25 protein-coding genes and 1 riboswitch are annotated in these 23,582 nt (G+C 64.2%); of the genes, 15 read left to right on the top strand and 10 right to left on the bottom strand.

Features of this window, described 5'->3' with window-relative positions; genetic code table 11:
- Positions 1 to 54 precede the first annotated feature (54 nt).
- Positions 55 to 357, bottom strand: a complete 303-nt coding sequence (locus FJ951_RS05780) for a BolA family protein (protein WP_140500759.1) — start codon at positions 355 to 357, stop codon at positions 55 to 57.
- Positions 358 to 540: 183 nt separating this feature from the next.
- On the opposite strand from FJ951_RS05780, the gene FJ951_RS05775 reads away from it, so the two are divergent.
- The 4 genes from FJ951_RS05775 (at position 541) to FJ951_RS05760 (ending at position 5,206) form a co-directional block, all read left to right on the top strand.
- Entirely contained in the window at positions 541 to 1,161 is a 621-nt protein-coding gene (locus FJ951_RS05775; RefSeq protein ID WP_140500760.1) for a J domain-containing protein, read from the top strand.
- Between the two features lie 123 nt (positions 1,162 to 1,284).
- The gene (gene cobS, locus FJ951_RS05770; RefSeq protein WP_140500761.1) at positions 1,285 to 2,271 is read left to right on the top strand and encodes a cobaltochelatase subunit CobS; all 987 of its coding nucleotides are present in this window, start codon (positions 1,285 to 1,287) and stop codon (positions 2,269 to 2,271) included.
- 11 nt (positions 2,272 to 2,282) lie between these two features.
- Positions 2,283 to 4,181 (top strand): cobaltochelatase subunit CobT, encoded by a 1,899-nt coding sequence (gene cobT, locus FJ951_RS05765; RefSeq protein ID WP_140513907.1) that lies wholly within the window; start codon positions 2,283 to 2,285, stop codon positions 4,179 to 4,181.
- Positions 4,178 to 5,206, top strand: coding sequence for an esterase-like activity of phytase family protein (locus FJ951_RS05760; RefSeq protein WP_140513906.1), 1,029 nt, complete (start codon positions 4,178 to 4,180; stop codon positions 5,204 to 5,206). Before cobT ends, FJ951_RS05760 begins: the two co-directional genes overlap by 4 nt.
- Positions 5,207 to 5,293: 87 nt before the next feature.
- Here FJ951_RS05760 and FJ951_RS05755 read toward each other — a convergent pair whose 3' ends face one another.
- The 3 genes from FJ951_RS05755 to rpmB form a co-directional block, all read right to left on the bottom strand.
- Positions 5,294 to 5,974: a hypothetical protein gene (locus FJ951_RS05755; protein WP_140513905.1), complete on the bottom strand. Its 681-nt coding sequence runs from the start codon at positions 5,972 to 5,974 to the stop codon at positions 5,294 to 5,296.
- 3 nt (positions 5,975 to 5,977) lie between these two features.
- Positions 5,978 to 6,661: a queuosine precursor transporter gene (locus FJ951_RS05750; RefSeq protein ID WP_140513904.1), complete on the bottom strand. Its 684-nt coding sequence runs from the start codon at positions 6,659 to 6,661 to the stop codon at positions 5,978 to 5,980.
- A 164-nt stretch (positions 6,662 to 6,825) separates the two neighbouring features.
- On the bottom strand, positions 6,826 to 7,122 hold the full coding sequence (rpmB, locus tag FJ951_RS05745) for a 50S ribosomal protein L28 (RefSeq protein ID WP_140500766.1): 297 nt from the start codon (positions 7,120 to 7,122) through the stop codon (positions 6,826 to 6,828).
- Between the two features lie 252 nt (positions 7,123 to 7,374).
- Here rpmB and FJ951_RS05740 point away from each other — a divergent pair, with 252 nt between their 5' ends.
- From FJ951_RS05740 to FJ951_RS05730, 3 genes are read left to right on the top strand one after another with little or no spacing between them, the layout of a single operon-like run.
- Positions 7,375 to 8,163, top strand: coding sequence for a DUF3108 domain-containing protein (locus FJ951_RS05740; protein WP_140513903.1), 789 nt, complete (start codon positions 7,375 to 7,377; stop codon positions 8,161 to 8,163).
- Positions 8,164 to 8,190: 27 nt separating this feature from the next.
- On the top strand, positions 8,191 to 9,105 hold the full coding sequence (locus FJ951_RS05735) for an EamA family transporter (RefSeq protein ID WP_140513902.1): 915 nt from the start codon (positions 8,191 to 8,193) through the stop codon (positions 9,103 to 9,105).
- Positions 9,102 to 9,776 carry a lysoplasmalogenase family protein gene (locus FJ951_RS05730; protein ID WP_140513901.1) on the top strand — a complete coding sequence of 225 codons (675 nt, stop codon included), beginning with the start codon at positions 9,102 to 9,104 and terminating at the stop codon, positions 9,774 to 9,776. Before FJ951_RS05735 ends, FJ951_RS05730 begins: the two co-directional genes overlap by 4 nt.
- 15 nt (positions 9,777 to 9,791) lie before the next feature.
- Here the strand turns inward: FJ951_RS05730 and FJ951_RS05725 are convergent, their stop codons facing one another.
- The gene (locus FJ951_RS05725) at positions 9,792 to 10,232 is read right to left on the bottom strand and encodes a cupin domain-containing protein (RefSeq protein WP_140513900.1); all 441 of its coding nucleotides are present in this window, start codon (positions 10,230 to 10,232) and stop codon (positions 9,792 to 9,794) included.
- A gap of 23 nt (positions 10,233 to 10,255) precedes the next feature.
- Complete coding sequence (gene gloB / locus FJ951_RS05720) at positions 10,256 to 11,023, bottom strand: hydroxyacylglutathione hydrolase (protein WP_140513899.1); 768 nt, start codon at positions 11,021 to 11,023, stop codon at positions 10,256 to 10,258.
- Positions 11,024 to 11,176: 153 nt separating this feature from the next.
- Between gloB and FJ951_RS05715 the strand changes: the two genes are divergently transcribed.
- From FJ951_RS05715 to FJ951_RS05705, 3 genes are all read left to right on the top strand, one after another.
- On the top strand, positions 11,177 to 11,965 hold the full coding sequence (locus FJ951_RS05715; RefSeq protein WP_140513898.1) for a methyltransferase domain-containing protein: 789 nt from the start codon (positions 11,177 to 11,179) through the stop codon (positions 11,963 to 11,965).
- Positions 11,966 to 12,104: 139 nt separating this feature from the next.
- Positions 12,105 to 13,928, top strand: coding sequence for an ABC transporter ATP-binding protein/permease (locus tag FJ951_RS05710; RefSeq protein ID WP_140513897.1), 1,824 nt, complete (start codon positions 12,105 to 12,107; stop codon positions 13,926 to 13,928).
- Between the two features lie 105 nt (positions 13,929 to 14,033).
- Complete coding sequence (locus tag FJ951_RS05705) at positions 14,034 to 14,837, top strand: DUF1194 domain-containing protein (protein WP_140513896.1); 804 nt, start codon at positions 14,034 to 14,036, stop codon at positions 14,835 to 14,837.
- A gap of 111 nt (positions 14,838 to 14,948) precedes the next feature.
- Here FJ951_RS05705 and metW read toward each other — a convergent pair whose 3' ends face one another.
- Positions 14,949 to 15,563 carry a methionine biosynthesis protein MetW gene (gene metW, locus FJ951_RS05700; RefSeq protein WP_140500775.1) on the bottom strand — a complete coding sequence of 205 codons (615 nt, stop codon included), beginning with the start codon at positions 15,561 to 15,563 and terminating at the stop codon, positions 14,949 to 14,951.
- A gap of 58 nt (positions 15,564 to 15,621) precedes the next feature.
- Positions 15,622 to 16,791, bottom strand: coding sequence for a homoserine O-acetyltransferase (locus FJ951_RS05695; protein ID WP_140513895.1), 1,170 nt, complete (start codon positions 16,789 to 16,791; stop codon positions 15,622 to 15,624).
- Between the two features lie 119 nt (positions 16,792 to 16,910).
- Positions 16,911 to 16,988: riboswitch (SAM riboswitch) on the bottom strand.
- Between the two features lie 136 nt (positions 16,989 to 17,124).
- Between FJ951_RS05695 and hisC the strand changes: the two genes are divergently transcribed.
- Both hisC and FJ951_RS05685 read left to right on the top strand, forming a co-directional pair.
- Positions 17,125 to 18,234: a histidinol-phosphate transaminase gene (gene hisC, locus FJ951_RS05690; protein ID WP_140513894.1), complete on the top strand. Its 1,110-nt coding sequence runs from the start codon at positions 17,125 to 17,127 to the stop codon at positions 18,232 to 18,234.
- Between the two features lie 6 nt (positions 18,235 to 18,240).
- The gene (locus tag FJ951_RS05685; RefSeq protein ID WP_181172200.1) at positions 18,241 to 19,176 is read left to right on the top strand and encodes a prephenate/arogenate dehydrogenase family protein; all 936 of its coding nucleotides are present in this window, start codon (positions 18,241 to 18,243) and stop codon (positions 19,174 to 19,176) included.
- Here the strand turns inward: FJ951_RS05685 and FJ951_RS05680 are convergent.
- A complete protein-coding gene (locus FJ951_RS05680; RefSeq protein ID WP_140513892.1) occupies positions 19,173 to 20,102 on the bottom strand; it encodes a sugar kinase in 930 nt (309 codons plus the stop codon). The genes FJ951_RS05685 and FJ951_RS05680 overlap by 4 nt on opposite strands.
- Positions 20,103 to 20,111: 9 nt before the next feature.
- A complete protein-coding gene (locus tag FJ951_RS05675; protein WP_140513891.1) occupies positions 20,112 to 21,110 on the bottom strand; it encodes a DUF2125 domain-containing protein in 999 nt (332 codons plus the stop codon).
- A gap of 137 nt (positions 21,111 to 21,247) precedes the next feature.
- Between FJ951_RS05675 and FJ951_RS05670 the strand changes: the two genes are divergently transcribed.
- The 3 genes from FJ951_RS05670 to FJ951_RS05660 all read left to right on the top strand — a co-directional run bounded on the left by FJ951_RS05670 (position 21,248) and on the right by FJ951_RS05660 (position 23,548).
- Positions 21,248 to 21,769 carry a gamma-glutamylcyclotransferase gene (locus FJ951_RS05670; protein ID WP_140500781.1) on the top strand — a complete coding sequence of 174 codons (522 nt, stop codon included), beginning with the start codon at positions 21,248 to 21,250 and terminating at the stop codon, positions 21,767 to 21,769.
- Between the two features lie 118 nt (positions 21,770 to 21,887).
- Positions 21,888 to 22,835: an aldo/keto reductase gene (locus tag FJ951_RS05665; protein WP_140513890.1), complete on the top strand. Its 948-nt coding sequence runs from the start codon at positions 21,888 to 21,890 to the stop codon at positions 22,833 to 22,835.
- Between the two features lie 86 nt (positions 22,836 to 22,921).
- A complete protein-coding gene (locus FJ951_RS05660) occupies positions 22,922 to 23,548 on the top strand; it encodes a LysE family translocator (protein WP_140513889.1) in 627 nt (208 codons plus the stop codon).
- Positions 23,549 to 23,582: the final 34 nt, after the last annotated feature.

Below are 23,582 nucleotides of genomic sequence, written 5' to 3'. Positions count from 1 at the left end.
TGCGGCATCGAAACGGAGCTCTGAACGTCACCGCGAGGAGCGAGGAGGACCGGCCTACCAGCGCGTCTTTTCGCCGGGAGCCGCCGGTTCGATCGCCAGCGCGTGCAGGCCAGCCTTCAATTCGTCGGCCAAAAGCGCGTTGACCGCGCGGTGGCGCTCGATGCGGCTCATGCCGGCAAAATCCGGCGAAACAATGCGGACGCGGAAATGCGTCTCGCCGGTGCCGTCGAACGTAGCCTGGTGGCCGGATTCCACATGATGATGGCCGGCGTGCAGATGGCTTTCGTTGATGACGACCAGCCGCTCCGGCGAAAATGCCTTGCTCAACTTGTCTTCCATGGTTGCCTGTATGGACATTGCCGTCTCCCTTCACCACATATCGCCAGCGGGATCGCGGAAGCCGAACCGACTTCGTTGCATGTCGCGCTTCAACAAAATCGGTCCTTCGCCTGCTTTATGCCGCGATTCAGCGGTTAGGGCGATCATCGCGAAAATGTCAATTCTTGTTTCGCATCTGCGAACGCCCCATAAATGGGTTAGATGAAGCCGTATCCCAAATATTTCGAGAAGATCCGCATCCGCCAGGAGAAGGACGCGGAGCTGAAGTCGCACGCGCCGATCTGCCAGTGGGATGGCTGCAAGGAGGCGGGCACCCATCGCGCTCCGGTCGGGCGCATGAAGGAGGGCGAGTATTTCCGCTTCTGCTTCGACCATGTGCGCGAGTACAACAAGGGTTTCAACTATTTTTCCGGCGTTCCGGACACCGAGGTCGCCCGTTTCCAGAAGGAGGCGATGACCGGCCATCGGCCGACCTGGAAGATGGGCGTCAACGGCGCCTCGACGCGCTCGTCTCCCGATATGGCGCAGATGCGCTCCGGCCGCGCCGGCTACTACAACCGGATGCGCGACCCGTTCGACCTGTTCAAGGGGCCGAAAGATCCCCGCGAGGTGCGCGAGCGCAAGGCCAAGCCGCTTGAGGCCAAGGCGCTGGAAACGCTTGGCCTTGATACAAAGGCGACTGGCAAGGAGATCAAGGCGCGCTATAAGGAACTGGTGAAGCGTCACCATCCGGATGCGAATGGCGGCGACAGAGGTTCGGAAGACCGGTTCCGCGATGTGCTCCAGGCCTATCGCGTGCTCAAGCAGGCGGGTTTGTGCTGAGCGACCCAACGGTTCGTGTCGTTTTCCAACTTTCATAAGGGTGGAAAAGGCTCTAAGACCGCCCCCGGAGAAAATCGATTGCCGGCGAAATCAGTCGTTTCGCCCGTGGAGACGTGGATAGAGATGAACAAGGTCGATCGCGACATCGCCAACCTACCCGACACCACGGTGTCGGTGAAGGACAAATTCGGCTTCGACTCCAAGATGGTGGTGCCGGCCTATTCGGTCACCAGCGAACATGTGCCCGACATCGATCCCGACTATCTTTTCGACAAGGCGACGACGATGGCGATCCTCGCCGGCTTCGCCTACAACCGGCGCGTCATGGTCTCGGGCTATCACGGCACCGGCAAATCGACCCATATCGAGCAGGTCGCGGCCCGCCTCAACTGGCCTTGCGTGCGCGTCAATCTCGACAGCCATGTCAGCCGCATCGACCTCGTCGGCAAGGACGCGATCGTGGTCAAGGACGGCTTGCAGATCACCGAATTCCGCGACGGCATTCTGCCCTGGGCCTACCAGCACAATGTGGCGCTGTGCTTCGACGAGTATGACGCCGGCCGTCCGGACGTGATGTTCGTCATCCAGCGCGTGCTGGAATCGTCTGGTCGGCTGACGCTGCTCGACCAGAGCCGCGTCATCCGTCCGCATCCGGCGTTCCGGCTGTTCTCGACCGCCAACACGGTCGGGTTGGGCGACACCACCGGCCTCTATCACGGCACCCAGCAGATCAACCAGGCGCAGATGGACCGCTGGTCGATCGTCACCACGCTGAACTACCTGCCGCACGACAATGAGGTGAATATCGTGCTGGCCAAGGCCAAGCACTATCGCGACGGCAAGGGCAAGGACATCGTCAACAAGATGGTGCGCGTCGCAGACATGACGCGCTCGGCCTTCATCAATGGCGATCTGTCGACCGTGATGAGCCCGCGTACCGTCATCACCTGGGCCGAGAATGCCGAGATCTTCGGCAATATCGGCATGGCGTTCCGGCTGACCTTCCTCAACAAATGCGACGAACTGGAGCGCTCGGTGGTGGCCGAGTTCTACCAGCGCGCCTTCGGCGAGGATCTGCCGGAGAGCGCCGCCAATGTGGTGCTGGGCTAAGCAGAGCCTCGATGGCGGGTCCGGGCGACAATACGCGCAACAAGTCGAAGACGGGCTCTGAAGCCGACAGCTTCAAGCGCGCCGTCACCGTCTGCATGCGCGCCATCGCCGGCGACAAGGAGCTGGAAGTCGGCTTCGCCAAGGACCGCCCGGCGCTCGCCGGCAGCCGCGCCCGGCTGCCGGAATTGCCCAAGAAAGCGTCCAAGGCCGACATAGCCATCACCCGCGGCCTCGGCGATTCCATGGCGCTCAAGCGCGCCTGCCATGACGTGCGCATCCACAGCAGACTGGCGCCGGAAGGCAAGGCGGCCCGCGCCATCTACGACGCGGTCGAACAGGCGCGCGTCGAGGCGATCGGCAGCCGCGCCATGCAAGGGGTCGCCGACAATATAGGCTCGATGCTGGAGGACAAATACGCCAAGGCCAATCTCGTCGACGTCAAGGATAAGGCCGACGCCCCGATCGAGGAGGCGCTGGCGCTGATGGTGCGCGAGAAGCTGACCGGCCGGCCGATTCCCAAGAGCGGCGAGCGGCTGGTCGAGCTCTGGCGCCCCTGGGTCGAGGAAAAGGCCAGCGCCGACCTCGACGGGCTGTCGTCCAAGCTCGACGACCAGCAGGCCTTCGCCCGCGTCGTGCGTGAAATGCTCGCCTCCATGGAAATGGCCGAGGAACTCGGCGACGAGCAGGAGACCGAAGACTCGGAGGACAATGACGATAACCAGCCGCAAGGCGAGGAACAGAGCGAGGAAGGCGGCGAGGACGATTCCGGCTCCGAACAGTCGCAGTCCGAGGATGCCGAGGCTTCCTCTGACGACGAGCAGTCGGCCGAGACCGAAGCCTCCGACGCCACTGCCGACGATTTGTCCGACGACGACGATGCCGATGCCGAGACGCCCGGTGAGGCGCGCCGCAACGACAACCCTTTCACCAACCTTCCGAAGGAGATCGATTACAAGGTCTTCACGTCAGCTTTCGACGAGACGGTGGGGGCGGAGGAGCTTTGCGAGGAAGAAGAGCTCGACCGGCTGCGCGCCTTTCTCGACAAGCAACTCGCCAACCTGTCCGGCGTCGTCGGCCGGCTGGCCAACCGTTTGCAGCGCCGCCTGATGGCGCAGCAGAACCGGTCGTGGGATTTCGACCTGGAGGAGGGCTATCTCGATCCGGCACGGTTGGTGCGCGTCGTCATCGATCCGATGCAGCCGCTGTCTTTCAAGCAGGAGCGCGACACCAAATTCCGCGACACGGTGGTGACGCTGGTGCTCGACAATTCGGGTTCCATGCGCGGCCGGCCGATCACAGTGGCCGCCACCTGCGCCGACATTCTGGCGCGCACGCTGGAACGCTGCGGCGTTTCGGTCGAGATTCTGGGCTTCACCACGCGCGCCTGGAAAGGCGGGCAGGCCCGCGAGAAGTGGCTGAAGGACGGCAAGCCGCCGAATCCGGGCCGGCTGAACGACCTGCGCCACATCATCTACAAGTCGGCCGACCATCCCTGGCGGCGGGCACGGCGCAATCTCGGCCTGATGATGCGCGAAGGCCTGCTCAAGGAAAACATCGATGGCGAGGCGCTGCTGTGGGCGCATAACCGGCTGATCGCCCGGCCAGAGCAGCGCAAGATCCTGATGATGATCTCCGACGGCGCGCCGGTCGACGATTCGACGCTGTCGGTCAATCCGGGCAATTATCTCGAGCGCCATCTGCGCGCCGTCATCGAACTGATCGAGACGCGCTCGCCGGTCGAGCTGCTTGCCATCGGCATCGGCCATGACGTCACCCGCTATTACCGGCGCGCCGTCACCATTGTCGATGCCGAGGAACTGGCCGGCGCCATGACCGAGCAATTGGCTTCGCTGTTCGCCGAGGAAAGCGCACGCGATACGCGGCGCGGCGGCATGCGGCGCGCCGGATGATCTTTTCGCACGGCGGATTTCGACAAGCACTTTTCGCCGCCATCGCCCTGTTTGCCGGTGCAGCCCCGGTGCCATCCAGTTCGGCCGGCGCGACCTCGGTTGAACCGGTCGAGGTCTCGGCCCGCCCGATCACCGAATTCCGTATAGGCCGTGCCGACAAGCAATTCGGTCCGCTCGAATTCGTCGGCGGGCTGGAGATGACGTCGCCGTCGCGCGATTTCGGCGCGCTGTCGGCCTTCCGTTTCCTGAAAGGCGGTCGCGACTTCGTCGGCGTCGCCGATACCGGATTCTGGTTCTTCGGCACCGTGACCCATGATGCGGACAAGCGCCCGTCAGGCATCGGGGACTTCCGCATGGAACAGATGGTCGATGCATCGGGCCAGCCGATCGACGAGAAATCGGAAGTCGATGCCGAGGGGCTTTCCGTCAAGGACGGCATTGCCACCGTGGGTTTCGAGCGCAACCATCGCGTCGCCCAGTTCAAAATTGGCCCCTACGATATGAAGGCGCCGTTCAGGCAGATGGATTTCCTGGTTCCGGCATGGGAGCTGCGCCGGAACCGAGGCTTCGAGACCGTCACCCACGCCAATGCCAATGGCCGCCACCAAGGTGGCCTGGTCGTGGTGTCGGAAAAGAGCTTGGACAAGGCCGGCAACATCTATGCCGCCATCATCGAAGGTCCGCACAAGGGCGTCTTCACCGTCAAGCGCAACGGCGATTTCGATATCACCGATGGGGCTTTCCTGCCGGATGGCGACCTTCTGCTGCTGGAGCGCAGTTTCACGATGGCAGGAGGCCTCAAGATGCGGCTGCGGCGCATTGATGGCGAGACCGTCGAGAAGGGCGCGGTCGCCGACGGTCCGGTGCTGCTGGAAGCCGATATGGGTTACCAGATCGACAATATGGAAGGGCTCGACGTCTGGAAGCGCGAAGACGGCGCGCTGATGGTGTCGCTGATCTCCGACGACAACCACTCGATCCTGCAGCGCAATCTCTACCTGGAATTCATTTTGCACCAGGACTGATTTGGCGCTCCAGCTGCGAAGCTGAAGTTGAAGGTATTCAACGCCGGCTTCGATTTGGTCGGCTATTCATCAAATGACGGCGTCCGCTCAGGGTCGCGAGCCGTTGGTGGCGATCCAGATGACATGACGCGCGCCGCGCTTGCCGTTGGCGCGCGTGCTCACCTCCTCGACCGCGAAACCTGCCTGCTTCAGCCGCCGGGTGAAGCCGCTGTCCGGCCCTTGCGACCACACGGCAAGCACGCCGCCGGGCTTCAGTGCGGTGCGCGCTGCCGCCAGGCCCTGCAGGCTGTACAGCGCGTCGTTGGATTTGTGAACGATGCCGTCCGGGCCGTTGTCGACATCGAGCAGGATGGCGTCCCAGACCGCGGGCCGGGATCTTATAAACTGCCCGACATCGGCCTCCCGGACGATGACGCGCGGATCGTCGAGACAGCCACCAAACAGCTCGGCCATCGGCCCTCGTGCCCACGCGACGACCGCCGGCACCAACTCCGCGACAGTGATTTCGGCATTCTCGCCCAACTCGGCGAGAGCGGCGCGCAGCGTAAAACCCATGCCAAGGCCGCCGATCAGCATTCTCGGCTGTCTGCGGCCGGCGATCCTCTGACAGGAGAGCCTGGCCAACGCTTCTTCCGAGCCGCTGAGGCGGCTGTTCATCAACTCGTTGGTGCCCAGCATGATCGAGAATTCGGAACCGCGCCGCTTGAGCCGAAGCTCCTGCGCGCCATCCGGGGTTTTCGCGGAGTCCAGCTGGATCCAGGGAATCACGGCCTAGACCGCAGCAACAGCCGGCTGGCTCCAGCGGGCGGCGAGCAGCCGATAGGGGATCAGTGCCACGACGGCGATGATCAGCTTCACGCTGAGGTCGCCAAGCGCCCAGGAGACCCAACGCATGGCCTCGACCGGCAGCACGCCCATCAGCGGCGCCGTTTCCAGCGCAAAACTGTCGCTTGGGCCAGCGAAGGCGAAAGCCGCGGAGAAAGCGACGCTGAAGAACACGACGGTGTCGAACACCGAGCCGACCAGCGTGCCGACGATCGGCGCCCGCCACCAGCTCTGTCGGCGCAGACGGTTGAACACGGTCACGTCGAGCAATTGCGCGGTGAGGAAGGCCGCGCCGGACGCCGCCGCGATGCGCACCAGCCGGTCGGCGGCGGTCTCGAATTCGATGAAACCATGGCGGAACAGGAAGGGTGGCACGAAGATCGAGCAGACCACCGCCGTCATGAAGCCGACAAAGACGATCCGGCGCGCCACGGCAGGCCCGTAGCGGCGATTGGCAAGGTCGGTGACTAGAAAGGAGAACGGGTAGGTGAAGGCGCCCCAGGTGAGCAGGTCGGCCAGCGACAAGCCGCCAATCCGACCCTGCATCGGGAACTGCACGAGGATATTCGATGCCACGACGACAAGCGCCATGGCGGCCACGAAGGGCAGGTATCGCGAGAAGGAAGTCATTTTTTTATCCTGGGTAATGGAACCAGCGGAGCGTCATGCCGAAACCGGATCGCGCTCGCTTTGTTCGAGCATCGGATTTCCGAAACCGCCTTGCGGACGGCGACCCGATGTCCAAGGCCAACAAGAGGTTGGCCAGGGCGGTTGTCCCCCGCCTTGAAACGGTATTACGCCGCAGCCTGCTCGGCGAGCTTCTTGGCGATCTGCTTCTTCAAGAGGCGCGCGCGCTGCGACAGCTCCTTGACGTCAGCCTTGGCCAGGAAGGCGTCGAGACCGCCGCGATGCTCGACCGAACGCAGCGCGTTGGCGGAAATGCGCAGGCGCACATTCTGGTTCAGCGCTTCCGAAATCAGCGTCACATTGACGAGGTTCGGCAGGAAGCGACGCTTGGTCTTGTTGTTGGCGTGGCTCACATTGTTGCCGGTCTGGACTGCCTTGGCAGTGAGTTCGCAGGTGCGGGACATGGTTCTAACCTTCAGTTCTCTCGGGGACCTGCCAAACCTTCGTGCCCACGCCGGGTGGCGCGCGGTTCTGGTCAAGCGGCCTTATGGAAAAAGTTGGCGTTCCATAGTTGCATTTCGCCCATGCGTCAAGCTCCAGCCTGGGCCCAGCGGCATTTCATACTAAGGCCGGAATTCGTCGTATAAGCGGTTCCATAGGGACATGCCAGACCGGAGTTGTCCGCCTCCGGTTGAAATCAAGGATCCGATCGCGCCATGCTTCGCTTGCCCCATGCCCTTGCCGCCGCGCTGGCCGTCGCCTTGCCGTCGGCCGCGACGGCCGCCTCGCCGCAGTCCTTCAGGGGCGAATACACAGTGTCGTTTCTCGGCCTTTCTATCGCGAAATCAAGCTTTTCAAGCCATTATGAGAACGGCGTCTACTCGATCGACGGCAGCGTTTCCGCGGCTGGTCTCGCCAAGCTGTTCGATGACACGCGCGGCACGATCTCGTCCAAGGGTACGATTTCGGGCCAGAAGATGGTGCCGCAGGCGTTCCGCGCGGACTACACTTCCGGCAAGAAAGCCTCCGCCATCGACATTCGTTTTGCCAATGGCAACGTCATCTCGACGACGGTCGTTCCCGCGCCGGAAAAGCGCGATCCCGACAGTTGGGTGCCGCTTGGCGCCGGCGACCTGGCATCGGTGCTCGATCCGATGGCGGCAACCGTCATCCATGCCGGCAGCCTCGACAAGGTCTGCGGCCGCACCGTGAGGCTGTATGACGGCGAGATGCGCGCCAACCTGACGCTGAGCTACGCTTCAAAAGGGTCGATCTCGGTGCCCGGCTACAAGGGCGACACGGTCACATGCCGGATGGGTTTCGAGCCGGTGGCGGGCTACCGCAAGGGCCGCAAGGCGCTCAACTACCTCAAGAACAAAAGCCGCATAATGGTGACATTTGCGCCGCTCGGCCAAACCGGGGTATATGCGCCGATCCGCGCGACGGTCGGGACGCAGATCGGCACCTTGATCATCAGCGCCAGGCGTTTCGAAGCAATACAATAAGGCGCCACGCGCGCCGCTGGAGACAGAATGGGGCGCGCGACACTGATCGGCTTTTCGGCCGTCGCCATGTGGGCGCTGCTGGCGTTGCTTACGGACGCATCCGGCAAGGTGCCGCCGTTCCTCTTGTCGGCGATCACCTTCTCGATCGGCACCGGGGTCGGGCTTTTCGCGCGCCTTTTCATGCCGGCCGCGGATAAAAGCCAGAGGATACCTCGCCAGGTCTGGGTGATCGGCATTGCCGGCCTTTTCGGCTACCACTTTTTCTACTTCACCGCGCTGCGCAACGCGCCGGCGGTGGAGGCCAGTCTGATCGCCTATCTGTGGCCGCTGCTGATCGTGCTCGGCTCGGCGCTGATGCCGGGCGAGCGGCTGGCCTGGAACCATATCGTGGGCGCGCTGCTTGGCCTTGCCGGCACCGTGCTCATCGTCACCAAGGGCGGCGGCCTCGCCTTCGACGCGCGCTACGCCTTTGGCTACGCCATGGCTGCCGTGTGCGCAGTGCTGTGGTCGTCCTATTCGCTCCTGTCGCGGCGTTTCCCGTCAGTGCCGACCAGCATCGTCACTTGGTTCTGCGCGGCGACCGCGCTGTTGTCGCTTGCCTGCCATCTGGCGCTGGAAGAGACGGTGCTGCCCGCGAGTGCCGGGCAATGGCTTGCCGTGCTCGGGCTCGGCCTGATGCCAGTGGGGGCAGCCTTCTATGCCTGGGATGTCGGCGTCAAGCGCGGCAATATCCAGGTGCTGGGCGCGGCAAGCTATGCCGCGCCGCTCCTGTCGACGCTGGTGTTGATCGCGGCCGGCGTCGCCGAGCCGTCGCTGCGCATTGTCGCGGCCTGCGTGCTCATCACCGGGGGGGCCGCACTTGCGGCAAAGTCGCTGTTCCTGCGCAAGCCCGCTGCTTCCGAAAGCGGAGCCGGTGCATCCGAAGGCGGAGCCCGGGCGTGACGATGCCGTTTCCAGGCGGCATCGACGCCAACGCCAATGCGACGCTGATCTTTTCGCTGGTGGCGGCGGTTGTCTACGCCTTCACATCAGGCATGGCGCCGACGCTCGCCCATTCGGCGGCAAAAACGCTCGCCGTGGCCATGCTTGCCGTGCTGGCGGCGATGCAGGGCGGGCCGCTGCTACTGGTCGCCGCTCTTGCGCTGAGCGCCATCGGCGACGCCTTCCTGTCGCGGGATGGCGAAAAGATGTTTCTGGGCGGGCTGGGCAGCTTTCTCGCCGCGCATATCGTCTACGTCGTGCTGTTCCTGCGCAGCGGCGGGGGGATGGGAGTGCTGGGGGCCGAACCTTGGCGCGCGGCAATCGCACTTGCGATGGCGGTATTCGTTATTCTCATGCTGGCGGCGCTGTGGCGCCGCGTCGGCCCGGCCCTGCGAGCGCCGATCGCGGGCTATGTCGCGGCCATCCTCGCCATGGGCATTTCGGCGCTGACGACGAGCAGTGCCGCTGTTATCGGCGGTGCCGTGCTGTTCATGGCGTCCGACGCGCTGCTGGCCACGGAACGCTTCCTGGCGGCCGCCATTTCGCCACATCGCGCCTGGATGCGTTTGGCGGTCTGGGTGCTTTACTACGCCGCGCAGCTCGTGGTCACGCTTGGTTTCCTGCTGCGCTAAGGGTTTCCGGCTGGGTCAGAGCTGTTTAGGCCGCCAACCAGGCTCCGCCAGTTCAAACGCCGCAAAGTCGAAGCCCGGCGCCACGGTGCAGCCGACCAGGGTCCACTCGCCCAGGCTGCGCGCCGATTGCCACCAGCCCGCCGGCACGACGATTTGCGGCCGCTCGCCGGCCGCAAGCTCGATGCCGAGCACCTGCTCGATCACCCGGTTAGCCTTTGGGCCGCCTTCTTCCCATATCGACAGCGCCAGCGGCGCGCCGGCGTAGAAGTGCCAGGCCTCGGCTGCATCCCTGACGCGATGCCAGGCGGAAACCTGGCCCTGCTCCAGCAGAAAATAGATCGCCGTCGAGTGGCCTCGAGCTCCGCCGCCACCGTCGCGAAAGGTTTCCGTGTACCAGCCGCCTTCCGGATGCGGCTTCATGCCAAGGATGGCGATGATTTCTGCGGAACTCGTCATGGTTTCGACCAGTGTCGCTTGGCCTAGAAATTATCCTTGCGCTTGCGGACCTCGGCAAAAACCTCGACATCCGACGCCTTCTCCATGCCGAGATGCCTGCGGATTGCCGGATCGTGCCAGCGCAGGAAAGGGTTGGTCGACAATTCCTCGCCGATCGTGGTCGGCAGCGTCGGCTTGTTATCGGCGCGCAGCGCTTCAATTTTTGCCGCGCGTTCCTTCAATGCCGAATTGGTCCGGTCGACGCTCAGCGCGAAACGGGCGTTGGCGAGCGTGTATTCGTGCCCGCAATAGATCACGGTCGCGGCAGGCAGTGCCGCGAGCTTCTTCAGGGATCCATACATCACCGGCGGCTTGCATTCGAACAGCCGCCCGCAGCCGAGCGCGAACAGCGTGTCGGCGGTGAACGCCACTTTCGATGCCGGCAGGTGATAGGAGACGTGGCCCGCGGTGTGGCCGGGGGTGGCGATCACTTCGATGCGCTCCTCGCCGAGATGCAGGATCGAACCGTCCTCGACAGTGTCGTCAATGCCGGGAATCTTGGCCTTTTCGGCTTCGGGACCCACGATGCGCAGCTTGAAGCGCTGCTTCAGCGCCAGATTGGCCTCGACATGGTCGGCATGGTGATGCGTGGTCAGGATCATCGTCGGCGTCCAGCCGGTGCGCTTGACCGCAGCCAGGATCGCCGCTTCTTCCGGCGCATCGATAAGCGCGGTCTGACCGCTTTTGGGGTCATGCACCAGCACGCCGAAATTGTCGCTGCGGCACATGAACTGTTCGATTTCGACCGCCATCGCATCTCTCCATCTTTCGCCGCAGACATAGGACGCCGACGCGCGGATGTCATCCCGGAGATGACTAATGTCAGGATGTCATTCGACATCCGGGATCTCGGGACGTCGCGGCCTTTTGTTGAAACCCGCCGATATCGCGGCTACATCCCTGACATGCATTCCGACATCGTCGATCTCCGCTCCTTCTATTCGACAGCGCTCGGTCGCTTCGCCGAGCATTCGATCACCATGGCCTTGTCATCGATATGGGCCACCGTGCCCAATGAGCGGCTTGTCGGGCTCGGCTACACCTTGCCTTGGCTGGAACGGTTCGGCAGCGACGCCGAGCGGGTGTTCGCCTTCATGCCGGCGACGCAGGGCGCCGTGGTCTGGCCGGCGGCGGGACCGACGGCGACGGCTCTGGTTTTCGACGAGGAACTGCCGCTGGTCGATTCCTGCATCGACCGCATGCTGCTCGTGCATTCGCTCGAGCATGTCGAAAACCCGCGCGAAACGCTGAACGAGATCTGGCGCGTGCTGTCGCCGGCCGGCCGGGTGGTCATCGTCGTGCCCAACCGGCGCGGCGTCTGGGCGCGGTTCGAACATACGCCGTTCGGCAATGGCAGGCCCTTCTCGCGCGGTCAGCTCACCGAATTGCTGCGCGAGGCGAATTTCACGCCCGCCGCCTGGTCCGACGCCCTGTTCTTTCCGCCATCGCGGCGGCGTTTCATGATGCGCTTCCACAATATGCTGGAGCGCGCCGGCCGGCGGCTGTGGCCGATCTTTTCCGGCGTTATCGTGGTCGAGGCGCAGAAGCGGCTCTATCAGGGCGTGCCGGCCGCCCAGCGCGCTTCGCGACGGGTTTTCGTGCCGGTGCTTTCGCCGCATGCAGCAACGCGGCTCGGCCGGCGAATAGAGACCGGGGCCACGACATCGCCGGGTCCGCGAATGACACCTTCGTGATCATGCCGGAAACTTGCGCCGGACGGCATTTCGCGACCTATCTGTCGCTGACGGGCTCGCAGCCTGGCTGAGTGACCGGTGGCGTCACTACACTTCATCCGGTTTTCAGCACCGCTTTTGAACGCAAGGACTTCAGCTCATGGCCGATTATCCGGACAATGATGCCTCTGCCCGGCCTATCGCTGCGGTCGAAGCTTCGAGCCTGCGTGATCAGGTGGCAACCATCAAGCTGGCGCTTGCCGGGTCGCCGGTCCGCAAAGGGCTACGCTGGGCCTCCATCGGAATGGTTGCCGTCATTGTCGCGACCTCGATCGGCCAGGTTCTGCTCAACCGCTGGAACCAGCCTTTCTACGATGCGCTTGCACGCCGCGACATGCAGGCCTTCCTGCACCAGCTCGCCATTTTTGCCGCGATTGCCGGTGGGCTTCTTGTGCTCAATGTCGGCCAGACCTGGCTCAATCAGACGATCCGGCTGAAGCTGCGCGAGGCGCTGACGCTCGATCTGATCGATGGATGGATGCGGCCGGCGCGCGCTTTTCGCCTGGCGCATGCAGGCGCCATCGGGGTCAATCCCGACCAGCGCATGCAGCAGGACGCGAGCCATCTTTCCGACCTGTCGACGGATCTCGGCGTTGGCCTGCTGCAATCCCTAATCCTGCTCGCCTCCTTCGTCGGCGTGTTATGGGAGCTGTCCTCGGGCTTCGTCTTCCATGTCGGCGGGACATCGCTCGCCATACCAGGCTACATGGTGTGGGCGGCCATCCTCTATGCCGGAACGGCTTCCTGGCTGAGCTGGCTGGTCGGACGGCCACTGATCCACCTCAACAGCGACCGCTACACACGCGAGGCGGAGCTGCGTTCCTCGATGGTGCGCGTCAACGAGAACATCGATGCCATCGCGCTCGCCCGAAGCGAGCCCGATGCCAGGCGGCGGCTGGAAACCGACCTGGGCACCGTGCTCGGCGCCATGCGACGCATCTATAACGCCCAGATCAATCTCGCCTGGGTGACGGACACCTATGGCTGGATCACCGTGGTGGCTCCCATCCTGGTCGCTTCGCCGGTCTATTTCGCGGGCGATATCAGCTTCGGCGGACTGATGATGGCGGTCGGCGCCTTCAATCAGGTCCATTCTTCATTGCGTTGGTTCATCAACAATATCGGCAGCATCGCCGATTGGCGCGCGACGCTGATGCGCGTCGCCGATTTCCGCATTGCGCTGGATGAGACCGATGTGCTGCACGGCCAGGAAAGGCGCATCGAATTCGGCGAGAATGCAAACGGCAAGCTGACCTTCGAGAAACTCGAAGTGGCCTCGCCGGAGGGCTGCACGAGGCTCGCCGACCAGCATGTCGAGATCCACGCCGGCGAACGCGTCATGCTCACCGGCGAGCCTGGCGCGGGCAAGACGCTGTTCTTTCGCGCCATTGCCGGCCTGTGGCCGTGGGGGAGCGGGCGCATCGGCATGCCGGCGGGAGAGACGCCCATCTTCGTGCCGCGCACGCCTTACTTCCCAACCGCCACGCTGCGCGAAGTGCTCGACCGCGTGGACGGGGTTGCGCCGGCAAGCGATGCCGATATCTCAGCCGTGCTGGCCGAGATCGGCCTGGAGCGCCTGTCGTCGTCGCTCGACCGTAGCGCGCGCTGGGAGCATGAACTGGCCGACGACGAACTGCGCCTGCTAGCCTTCGCCCGGCTCGTGCTGCGGCAGCCGAAATGGGTGATCATCGATGAGGCTCTCGATGCCTTCGACGGACCGACACTGCGGCGGGTCCTGTCGACGCTGGAGAAGCGGCTGGGCGGGGCGACGATCCTCAATATAGGCCGCGGCCAGCACAACAATCAATTCTTCCCGCGCGCACTGACAATCGTGAAGGCGTCCGGCGTGCCGGCTCTGAAGCCCGCGCGCCTAAGGGCAGGCGCGATCGAGCCGCCGCCGGCCGCTCCTCGCCGCAAGAAATAGCACTTCCGGCATCTATTCGGACCAGCCCGCGCCACGCCACGTGGCAGCTTTATTTCGCCGTGATCGCGAGGGAAGATCGCACCGGAAACATAGCTTGAGCCGGCCATGCTTGATGCTCTCAGCCTGCTTGCCTGCCTGGCCTGCACCGAGGCCGCCGTGACTGCGCCTGCGCCGGATAGTCTGGCCGTTGATGTCCAACTGGTGCTGGCGGTCGATATCTCATTGTCGATGGACGAGAAGGAGTTCGCCCTGCAGCGCGCCGGCTATGTGGAGGCGCTGCGTCATCCCGACTTCATCAAGGCGGTCCGCGCCGGGAACGCCGGTCGCATCGCGCTCACCTATTTCGAATGGGCCGGCACTGTGCGCGACGACGCGCTCATCGGCTGGCAGGTCATCGACGGCGCTGAGAGCGCCAACGCTTTTGCCGACAAGATTGCAGCCCGCCCGTTCCGCAGCTTCCGCGGCACGTCGATCTCCGGCGCGCTCGCCTTCGGTGCAGGGCTTTTCGACCGCACTACTTTCGAAAGCGAACGCAGCGTCATCGATATTTCCGGTGACGGACCAAACAATATCGGGCTGCCCGTCACCGCCACGCGGGATGCGGCAAACGCCAGAGGCATCGTCATCAACGGCCTGCCGATCCTGATCAATCCATCGCCCACCTTCAGCCATCTCGACCGGTATTACGCCCAGTGCGTAACCGGCGGGCCGGGCTCCTTCGTGCTGCCGATTTATACAGCCGCCGAATTCTCGACGGCGATCCGGCGCAAGTTGATCCTCGAAGTGAGCGGCGTTCAGAACGAGACCAGGATCATTCCCGCCGAAGCCGAGGCTCCGATCGACTGCCTGCAAGGCGAACGCGACAGACGGTTCTTGTCGGATCCGTATTTCCCGGAGCTCGATCGCTGAGCCTTCGCCGGGCTATGCGTCCCAACCTGCTGATGACCTTCGTCGCAGAGATCAGCCTGCAGCTCGACTTCGCCCGAAAAGGGGGTGTCATAGCCACCTCCGGGATGGCCCTTATCGCTTCAACAAGAACACCGCTTGCTGGCCGAAGAAGTTCCAGAACCACCATGGCATCGACAGGCCGATCTTCTGGCCGTTGGCGTCGAGCGCGGTCGCCCTTTCCACGGTCGCGCCAAGCTCCTCGCACAGATTGACGAAGTCGCGGATGGTGCAGAAGTGGATATTTGGCGTGTCGTACCAGGAATAGGGCAGGTCCTTGGTCACCGGCATGCGGCCCTTGACGAACAGCGACAGGCGCACCCGCCAGTGGCCGAAATTGGGGAAGGACACGATGGCGTGTTCGCCGATCCTGAGCAGTTCGTCGAGAACGAGCTTCGGGTTGCGGGTCGCCTGCAAGGTCTGCGACAGGACGACGAAATCAAAACCCTTGTCGGGATAGAATTCGAGATCCTTGTCGGCGTCGCCCTGAACGACGGAAAGGCCGCGCGCCACGCATTCGTTGACACCGCGCTGCGACAGCTCCAGTCCGCGGCCGTCGATCTGCTTGGTTTCCTGCAAAAGCTCGAGCAGCGAGCCGTCGCCGGAGCCGACGTCCAGCACCCGCGATTGCGGCGGGATCAGACCGGCGATCACCTCGAGATCGACGCGCTGGGCGCGGTTGACGCTCATGGCTTGCCCCTTGTCGTGGTGCGTGACCCTTGATGGACAGGTCTGCAATTTTGCGGGGTCATGCGCCGAGCCCTCTCGCTCGCGCGGCCGAGCCGATGAAGCCATTGATGGCGGCGAACAGTTCCGGCTCGTCGAGCAGGAAGGCGTCGTGCCCGCGATCGGTCTCGATCTCGACGAAGGACACCGACGCGCCGGCGGCATTCAGCGCATGGACGATCGAGCGGCTCTCCTCTGTCGGAAACAGCCAATCCGAGGTGAACGAAACCAGGCAGAAGCGTGTCTTGGTGCCGGCAAAAGCATCGGCCAGCCTGCCGCCGTGGTCGGCGGCGAGGTCGAAATAGTCCATGGACCGCGTCATATAGAGATAGGAATTGGCGTCGAAGCGGTCGACGAAAGTCATGCCCTGGTGACGCAGATAGCTCTCGATCTGGAAATCGGCGTCGAAGCCGAAGGTCAGCGCTTCGCGGTCCTGCAGGTTGCGGCCGAACTTCCGGTGCAAGGCGGCTTCCGACAGGTAGGTGATGTGGGCGGCCATGCGCGCCACGGCGAGCCCCTTTTCCGGGCGTTTGCCGTGGTCGAAATACTTGCCGCCATGCCATTCTGGGTCCGCCATCACGGCCTGCCGGCCGACCTCGTGGAAAGCGATGTTCTGCGAGGAATGACGCGCGCCGGTGGCGATCGGCAGCGCCGAGAAAACACGCTCCGGATAGCTCGACGCCCATTGCAGCACCTGCATGCCGCCCATCGACCCGCCGAGCACGCAAAACAGTTTTTCGATGCCGAAATGGTCGATCAGCATCTGCTGGGCACGCACCATGTCGCGGATGGTGATGACCGGAAGGTCGAGCCCATAGGGCTTGCCGGTGGCGGGATTGGTGGATGCCGGGCCTGTGGAACCGAGGCAGCCGCCGATGACGTTTGAGCAGATGACGAAGAAGCGGTTGGTGTCGATGATCTTGCCGGGCCCGATCAGCACTTCCCACCAACCCGGCTTGCCGGTCACCGGATTGGTGCTGGCCACATGCTGGTCGCCGGTCAATGCGTGGCAGACGAGAATGGCGTTTGAACGGGCGTCGTTCAGCGTGCCGTAGGTCTGGTAGGCGATCTGGAACGGCGACAGCAGCGTGCCGGCGTCGAGCTTGAGCGGCTTGTCGGCGCCGAAGCGCACGACCGGGCTCGACGGTTGGTCTGCCTCGTTGTTGGTTCTGCCAGCGCGCTGAGCGGCCATCTCGTCTCTCTTGCTGCACCTTGCCTTTGCGGAAATCGCTGCCGATCTCCGCGCCGCCGATGCGTTCGTCCGGCCGATCGCGGACAACAAAAAACCGGCATTGCCTTCGCAAAGCCGGTTACGTCGCGCAAACGGCCCTTTAGCGAATTGTTTAACGTGGCTGCAAGCCGACCGGCCAAATCACCACGGAACTGTCGATGCCCTTCTAGAACTCACCTGCCTCGCCGTCAATGCCGCTTGCTGGCACCACTGCCACCTCTCGACATTGCCGGCCATGGCTTGTATTTCCGCAGCGGCTTCCAGGATGGAGGCGTTCTCGACGGATTTTGCGATATGAGCCAGACCTCGGACAAGGCACGTCCAACCCCGCGCGCGGGCATCATGGACATCCAGGCCTATGTGCCGGGCAAGAGCTCGGCCCCCGCCGGGGTGGACAAGGTCCACAAGCTGTCGTCGAACGAGAACCCGCTCGGCCCCTCGCCGAAGGCAATCGAGGCCGCGCGCGAGGTCGCCACCAAGCTCGACGTCTATCCCGACGGCACCGCCCGGCGCCTGCGCGAAGCAATCGCCGAGGTGCATGGTCTGAACGCACAGAACATCATCTGTTCCAACGGCTCCGACGAGATCCTCGGCCTGCTGGCGCAGACTTATCTGGCGCCCGGCGACGAGGCCATATTCACCGAACACGCCTTCATGGTCTACAAGATCTACATCCAGTCGGCGGGTGCGACGCCTGTCGCGGTCAAGGAGACCGAGGAGCGCGCCGACATCGATGCGATCCTGGCGGCCGTCACGCCACGTACGAAGATCGTGTTCCTCGCCAATCCCAACAATCCAACCGGCACTTACGTGCCGTTCCAGGAGGTGCGCCGCCTGCATGCCGGCCTGCCGAAGAACGTGCTTCTGGTGCTCGATGCCGCCTATGCCGAATATGTCAGGCGCAACGACTATGAGGCCGGCATCGAGCTCGCGGGCAGCTCTCAGAACGTGGTCATGACCCGCACCTTCTCCAAGATCGGACTTGGCGGGGCGCGGATCGGATGGATGTATGGGCCGATGCACATCGTCGACGCGATCAACCGCATACGCGGTCCCTTCAACGTCAATGCGACGGCGATCGAGGCCGGCATCGCCGCCGTCCGCGACCGCGCCCATATCGAGCGCAGCGTCGCGCATAACGAGACCTGGCTGGCCTGGCTGAGCGAACAGATGACCGGGCTCGGGTTGCGGGTGACGCCGAGCGTCGGCAATTTCCTCCTCATTCATTTTCCCGACGACGGCAAGCATTCGGCCGCGGCGGCGGACGATTATCTCACCCAGCGCGGCTACATACTGCGGCGTGTTTCGGGCTATGGCTTCCCCAACGCACTGCGTATGACGGTCGGCACCGAAGAGGCCAATCGCGGCGTTGTCGCGGCACTCACGACATTCCTGAAAAGCTAAAACGCCATGGCATCACCGATGTTCGAAAAGATCGCGCTGGTCGGCATCGGCCTGATTGGCTCGTCGCTGGCCCGCGTCATCCGCCGCGAGGGCCTGGCCGGCCATATCGCCATCTCGACGCGCAGCGCCGCGACGCTGGCGCGGGCGCAAGAGCTTGGGCTGGGCTCCTCCTACGCCATAGATGCCAAGGAAGCGGTCCGCGATGCCGACCTGGTTATCGTCTCGGTGCCGGTCGGCTCGTCCGGCGCGGTGGCGCAAGAGATCGCGCCGGCGCTGAAGAGGGGCGCCATCGTCACCGATGTCGGCTCGACCAAGGCTTCCGTGATCGCACAGATGCAGCCGCATATACCCGGTGGGGTGCATTTCATTCCCGGCCATCCGCTGGCCGGCACGGAGAAATCTGGGCCCGATGCCGGTTTCGCCGATCTGTTCGACAACCGCTGGTGCATTTTCACCCCGCTGCCGGACACGGATCCGGACGCGCTGGAAAGGCTTTCCGAATTCTGGCGCCGTTGTGGCGCCAACATCGACACGATGGATCCGCAGCATCACGACATGACGCTGGCCATCGTCTCGCATTTGCCGCACATCATCGCCTACAACATCGTCGGCACCGCCGATGACCTGGAATCGGTGACCAAGACGGAAGTCATCAAATATTCCGCTTCCGGTTTCCGCGACTTCACGCGCCTCGCCGCCTCCGATCCGACCATGTGGCGGGACGTGTGCCTGCACAACAAGGACGCGATCCTGGAAATGCTGGCGCGGTTCTCGGAGGATCTGGCTTTTCTGCAGCGGGCGATCCGCTGGGGCGACGGCGACAAGCTGTTCGACCTGTTCACCCGCACCCGCGCCGTGCGACGCTCGATCATCGAGGCCGGCCAGGACATCGACGTGCCGGATTTCGGTCGCCAGGCGGTCGAGCATCCGGCGAAAAACTAGGCTCCTTCAGGCCAGGTCGCCGCCATCATCGCCAGTGTCTCGGCACGATCGGGCGCGCCCAGCCTGCCGCCGAAGCGCTGGCATTTGAGCGCTGCGGCCGCGCTGGCAAAGCGTAGCGCCTGCTCGATCGGCATGGCTTGCGCCAATCCGGCTGCGAATGCGCCATGAAAGACGTCGCCGGCTGCCAGCGTATCCACCACCTTGACCTTTGGCGCAGCGACGTGGCGTACGCAACCGGCCTGCCTGTCATGCCACCAGGTTCCAGCCCCGCCGGCGGTTACCGCGACGAAAGCGTCGGTGCGCGACGCAAGGTCGGCGCATGCGGCCTGCGGGTCCAGCGCCTGGCCGCAGACGATGCGCGCCGCCGGTTCGGAGGCGACGATGTGCGAGGCGAGCGGCAACAGCCGCTCCAGCACTGCCAATGGCGCGGTGTCGGCATCGAGGATCCCAGGGCGGCGGGCAGCGCGCGCAGCGCTGAGCGCCAGCGCCGCCGCACCCGGCCAGCGCACATCGACCAGCACGGCATCGAAAGCCGTGAGATCGGCGACCGGCAAGCCGTCGGGATCGGCCTGGGCGCGCTGATCGTAGAAAGGCACGATGATGCGCTCGCCATGGCCGTCGACAAGGATCGCGGCCAGCGCCGAGGACGCTCCGGGGACGCGACGGACGAGGCTGCAATCGACGCCCTCCGTCTCTATGCCCGATATCAGCTGGTCGCCGACCCGATCATCGCCGGCGCTCGCCCAAAGCCACACTTCGGCGCCCAGCCGGCGTGCGGCGCAGGCGGCACTCGTGGCCATGCCGGAAGCGATCTGGACGCCATCGGCGGCCATGAACTTGCCCTGATGGATGGGAAGCGCTTCGACGCGAAGAATGGTGTCGAGCGTCAGCGCGCCGACGCTCAGGAGTTTTGCCGGTCTGTCCATTGGGGATGCTTAGTCGACCGGCTTGATCTTGCCCAGCGGGATAAAGCCGAGCGAGGCCTTGCCCTTGACCACCTTGAGTGGCATCGACGGTTCGTTGCCGAGCAGCGCCAGGGCGGCAAAGCCTTGTTCGATCTGGTTCTTCTGTTCGGGTATGGCGGCGCCGAGAATGGCGGCCACGGCTTTCGGGTCTTTCAGTCTGATCATCAGATCGGCATCGACCAGGCCCTCGGCGTCGACCGACAGCGGCCCGGAAACGGTGACGTGCGCCGTGCCCGACGACAAATCGAGCCTGCGGATCTCGACGGCCTGGCCGCGCAGGCTTTTCAGTTGCGTGCCGATCAGGGCCAGGCCGTTCTTCAGCGTCGCCTCGCCACTGGCGTCGAGCGGCGGCAGGACGCGGCCCCCGATCGCATCGGGGTCGATCTCCAGATCGCCGAAGCTGCCGATATAGTCGATATCCCTGCCGTTCGGCTGCAGCTGACCCGCCGCCTTGCCGGCGCTGAACAGTTGCACCGGATCGGTGTCGTCGGCCGGATCGGTCTGGCCGGACAGGCCCTCGGCCGTGAGCGAAATGCGTCGCGGCAGCGGCCATGAGAGCTTGACGTTGGCCTTAAGATCATCCCAGTCGATCCACAGCGGCACCATGCCCGGAACCGAGGTCCTGAGCGGACCGCGCAGGTCCGCGACCGGCGACAGCGGCTGGATGATCTGGGCGACGGCGTTGAAGGAGCCGGCAGAGGCGGCAAGGTTCTTGGCGTCGTCCTCATAAGCAAGATTGTCGCAGGAGACGGCGAAGCTCAGGGGATAACCGCTGACCTGGAGATTGGCGCAGCCGGCCTCGATGCCACTCTTGTTGAGCGTGGCGATCGCCTTGTCGGCTTCGCTCCGGACCCTGTCGGCGAGATAGAACCAGCCGCCGCTGTAGATGGCGAACAGCGCGATGACAAACGCTGCAAGCCAGAACAGGCGGCGGCGATGCTTCGGCTGGCGTTCGTCAGTGGACGTCATGCTGCGGTTCTCGTTCACGCATGGGGGCTGTGGGCGGGCTGTCGATTCTGGCAACGACAATAGGTAGACAGAGATGGACGGAAAAAACACCGATTCCGGTGTGGTGTTGCCATTCTTACGCAATCAGGCACGGCGATATGGGCGATTTTTGGGTGTTTGGCTATGGTTCGTTGATATGGCGGCCGGGGTTCGCGCATGTCGAGACAAGGCGGGCGCGCCTGCATGGCTATCGTCGCGCGCTGTGCGTCTATTCCTTCGTGCATCGCGGCACGCGGGAACGTCCGGGGCTGGTGCTCGGCCTTGACCGCGGGGGTTCCTGCGTCGGGCTGGCTTTCCGGGTGCCGGGCGAGTTGCGGGACGAGGTCATCGCCTATCTGCGTGAGCGCGAGCTGGTCACCAATGTCTATCTCGAGCGCATGCTCAATGTCCGCCTTGACGGCGGCGGCACGGTCGAGGCCGTGGCCTATATCGTCGACCGCAATCATGAGCAGTATGCCGGTGCGCTCGATGCGGCCCACGCCGCTGATGTGGTGCGCGGCGCTGTCGGCCAGTCCGGCAATAATGAGGATTATGTGTCGAGCACGCTGGACCATCTCCGGGCGCTCGGCATCCGCGATCACTGGTTGGAAGACGTGGCCAGGCGGATCGCGCCTTTGTGAAGCGCTGGCTTGCGGAAAAATCCGGCGAGGTCTTTGACCTCGATGCGGCGAGACCTAGGTTAGGCTCCGACTCTCAACGGGCGATAGCCGCCCAATCCCACCAACACGGAGATCAGCCTTGCAGAAACGCCGTCTCGGTCGCACCGACCTTTCCATCGCGCCGCTGGTTCTGGGCGGCAATGTCTTCGGCTGGACCGCCGACGAGAAGACGTCGTTCGACCTGCTCGACCGCTTCGTCGGCGCCGGCCTGAACGCGGTCGATACAGCGGACGCCTATTCGCGCTGGGTGCCTGGCCACCAGGGCGGCGAATCGGAAACCATCATCGGCAAATGGATGAAGGACCGCGGCAACCGCGATAAGGTCGTGGTGGTCACCAAAGTCGGCTCGGACATGGGACAGGGCCACAAGGACCTGTCCGCCGCTTACATCGAAAAGGCCGTCGATGCTTCGCTGAAGCGGCTGCAGACCGAGTTCATCGATCTTTATCTGTCGCACTGGCCGGATCCGACCACGCCCTATGAGGAAACCCTCGGCGCCTATGAAAAGCTGCTCGCCAAGGGCAAGATCCGTTATGCCGGCTGCTCGAATCTCGACGCCGGTCAGTTGCGCGCCGCGCTTGACGTGGCAAGCCTGCGCAGCCTGCCCCGCTATGAAGTGCTGCAGCCGGAATACAATCTCTACGACCGCTCGTCGTTCGATGGCCCGCTGCGCGATCTCTGCATGGCCGAGGACATCGGCGTCATCACCTATTTCAGCCTGGCCAAGGGTTTCTTGAGCGGCAAATACCGCAGCGAGGCCGATCTCGGTCAAAGTCCGCGCGGCGGCGGGGTGAAGGATTACCTCAATGCGCGCGGGATGCGCATCCTCGCGGCACTTGACGCGGTGTCCGCCAGGCATTCGGCCAAACAGGCGGAAGTGGCGCTTGCCTGGGTCATTGCCCTGCCGGGCGTCACCGCGCCTATCGCCAGCGCCACCAAGCCTGAACAGATGGACAGCCTGATCAAGGCGGTGTCGCTGGAGCTGAGCGCCGACGACATGGCCGAGCTCGACAAGGCGAGCGGCTGAGCCGTCAGCACCGCGCACGATCGTCCAAGACGGTCGCCCCGACCTTGCCATACCGTCATTGACGCTTGGCAAGACAGGAGGCGCGGATGGCAGGCCCGCTTTTTTCGCAGCCGGATATGTGGCGTCAGCTCGTTGCGCTGATGCTTGCCGCCACGGCCGTCATGGGCAGCCCGGGACCGGCGACGATAAGCGTCACCGCCGTCGGCGCGGCGTTCGGCCTGCGCCGTTCCCTGAGCTACGCCTTGGGGGTCATCCTGGGCACGATCACCGTGCTTCTGGTCGTGGCAAGCGGGGTGAGCGCCATGCTTGCCACGATGCCGCGGCTCGCGCCGCTGCTTGTCGCGGCGTCGGCTGCCTATATCCTCTATCTCGCGTTCAAGATTGCCAGCGCGCCGCCCCTGGCGGCGGATGCCGGCGAGGCCGCGCGACCGACATTCACCGGCGGGTTCCTGCTGGCGGTGGCCAACCCGAAGGCTTATGTGGCCATCGCCGCGGTGTTCGCCGGCGCGTCCGCGGATTCGGGCGCCGGCGCCATCGGCACCGGGCCGAAGCTGACCGCTCTCGCATTCATGATCGTCGCCATCCATGCCGTGTGGCTGCTTGCGGGCGCTGCTTTCGCACGCTTTCTTCGCAGGCCGGTGGCTTCGCGCATCATCAATCTGGTCTTTGCCGCGACGCTGGTGCTGACGACCGCACTGGCTGTGTTCGCTTGAACGTTGCGCGGGCCGCCATCGGTCGCGCCGAAGG

Origin of the sequence: Mesorhizobium sp. B2-2-3 (assembly GCF_006442405.1) — a bacterium.
Taxonomy (GTDB): Bacteria; Pseudomonadota; Alphaproteobacteria; order Rhizobiales; family Rhizobiaceae; genus Mesorhizobium.
The sequence above is the reverse complement of the archived record's forward strand: the minus strand, read 5'-3'. Positions and strand labels throughout refer to the sequence as shown.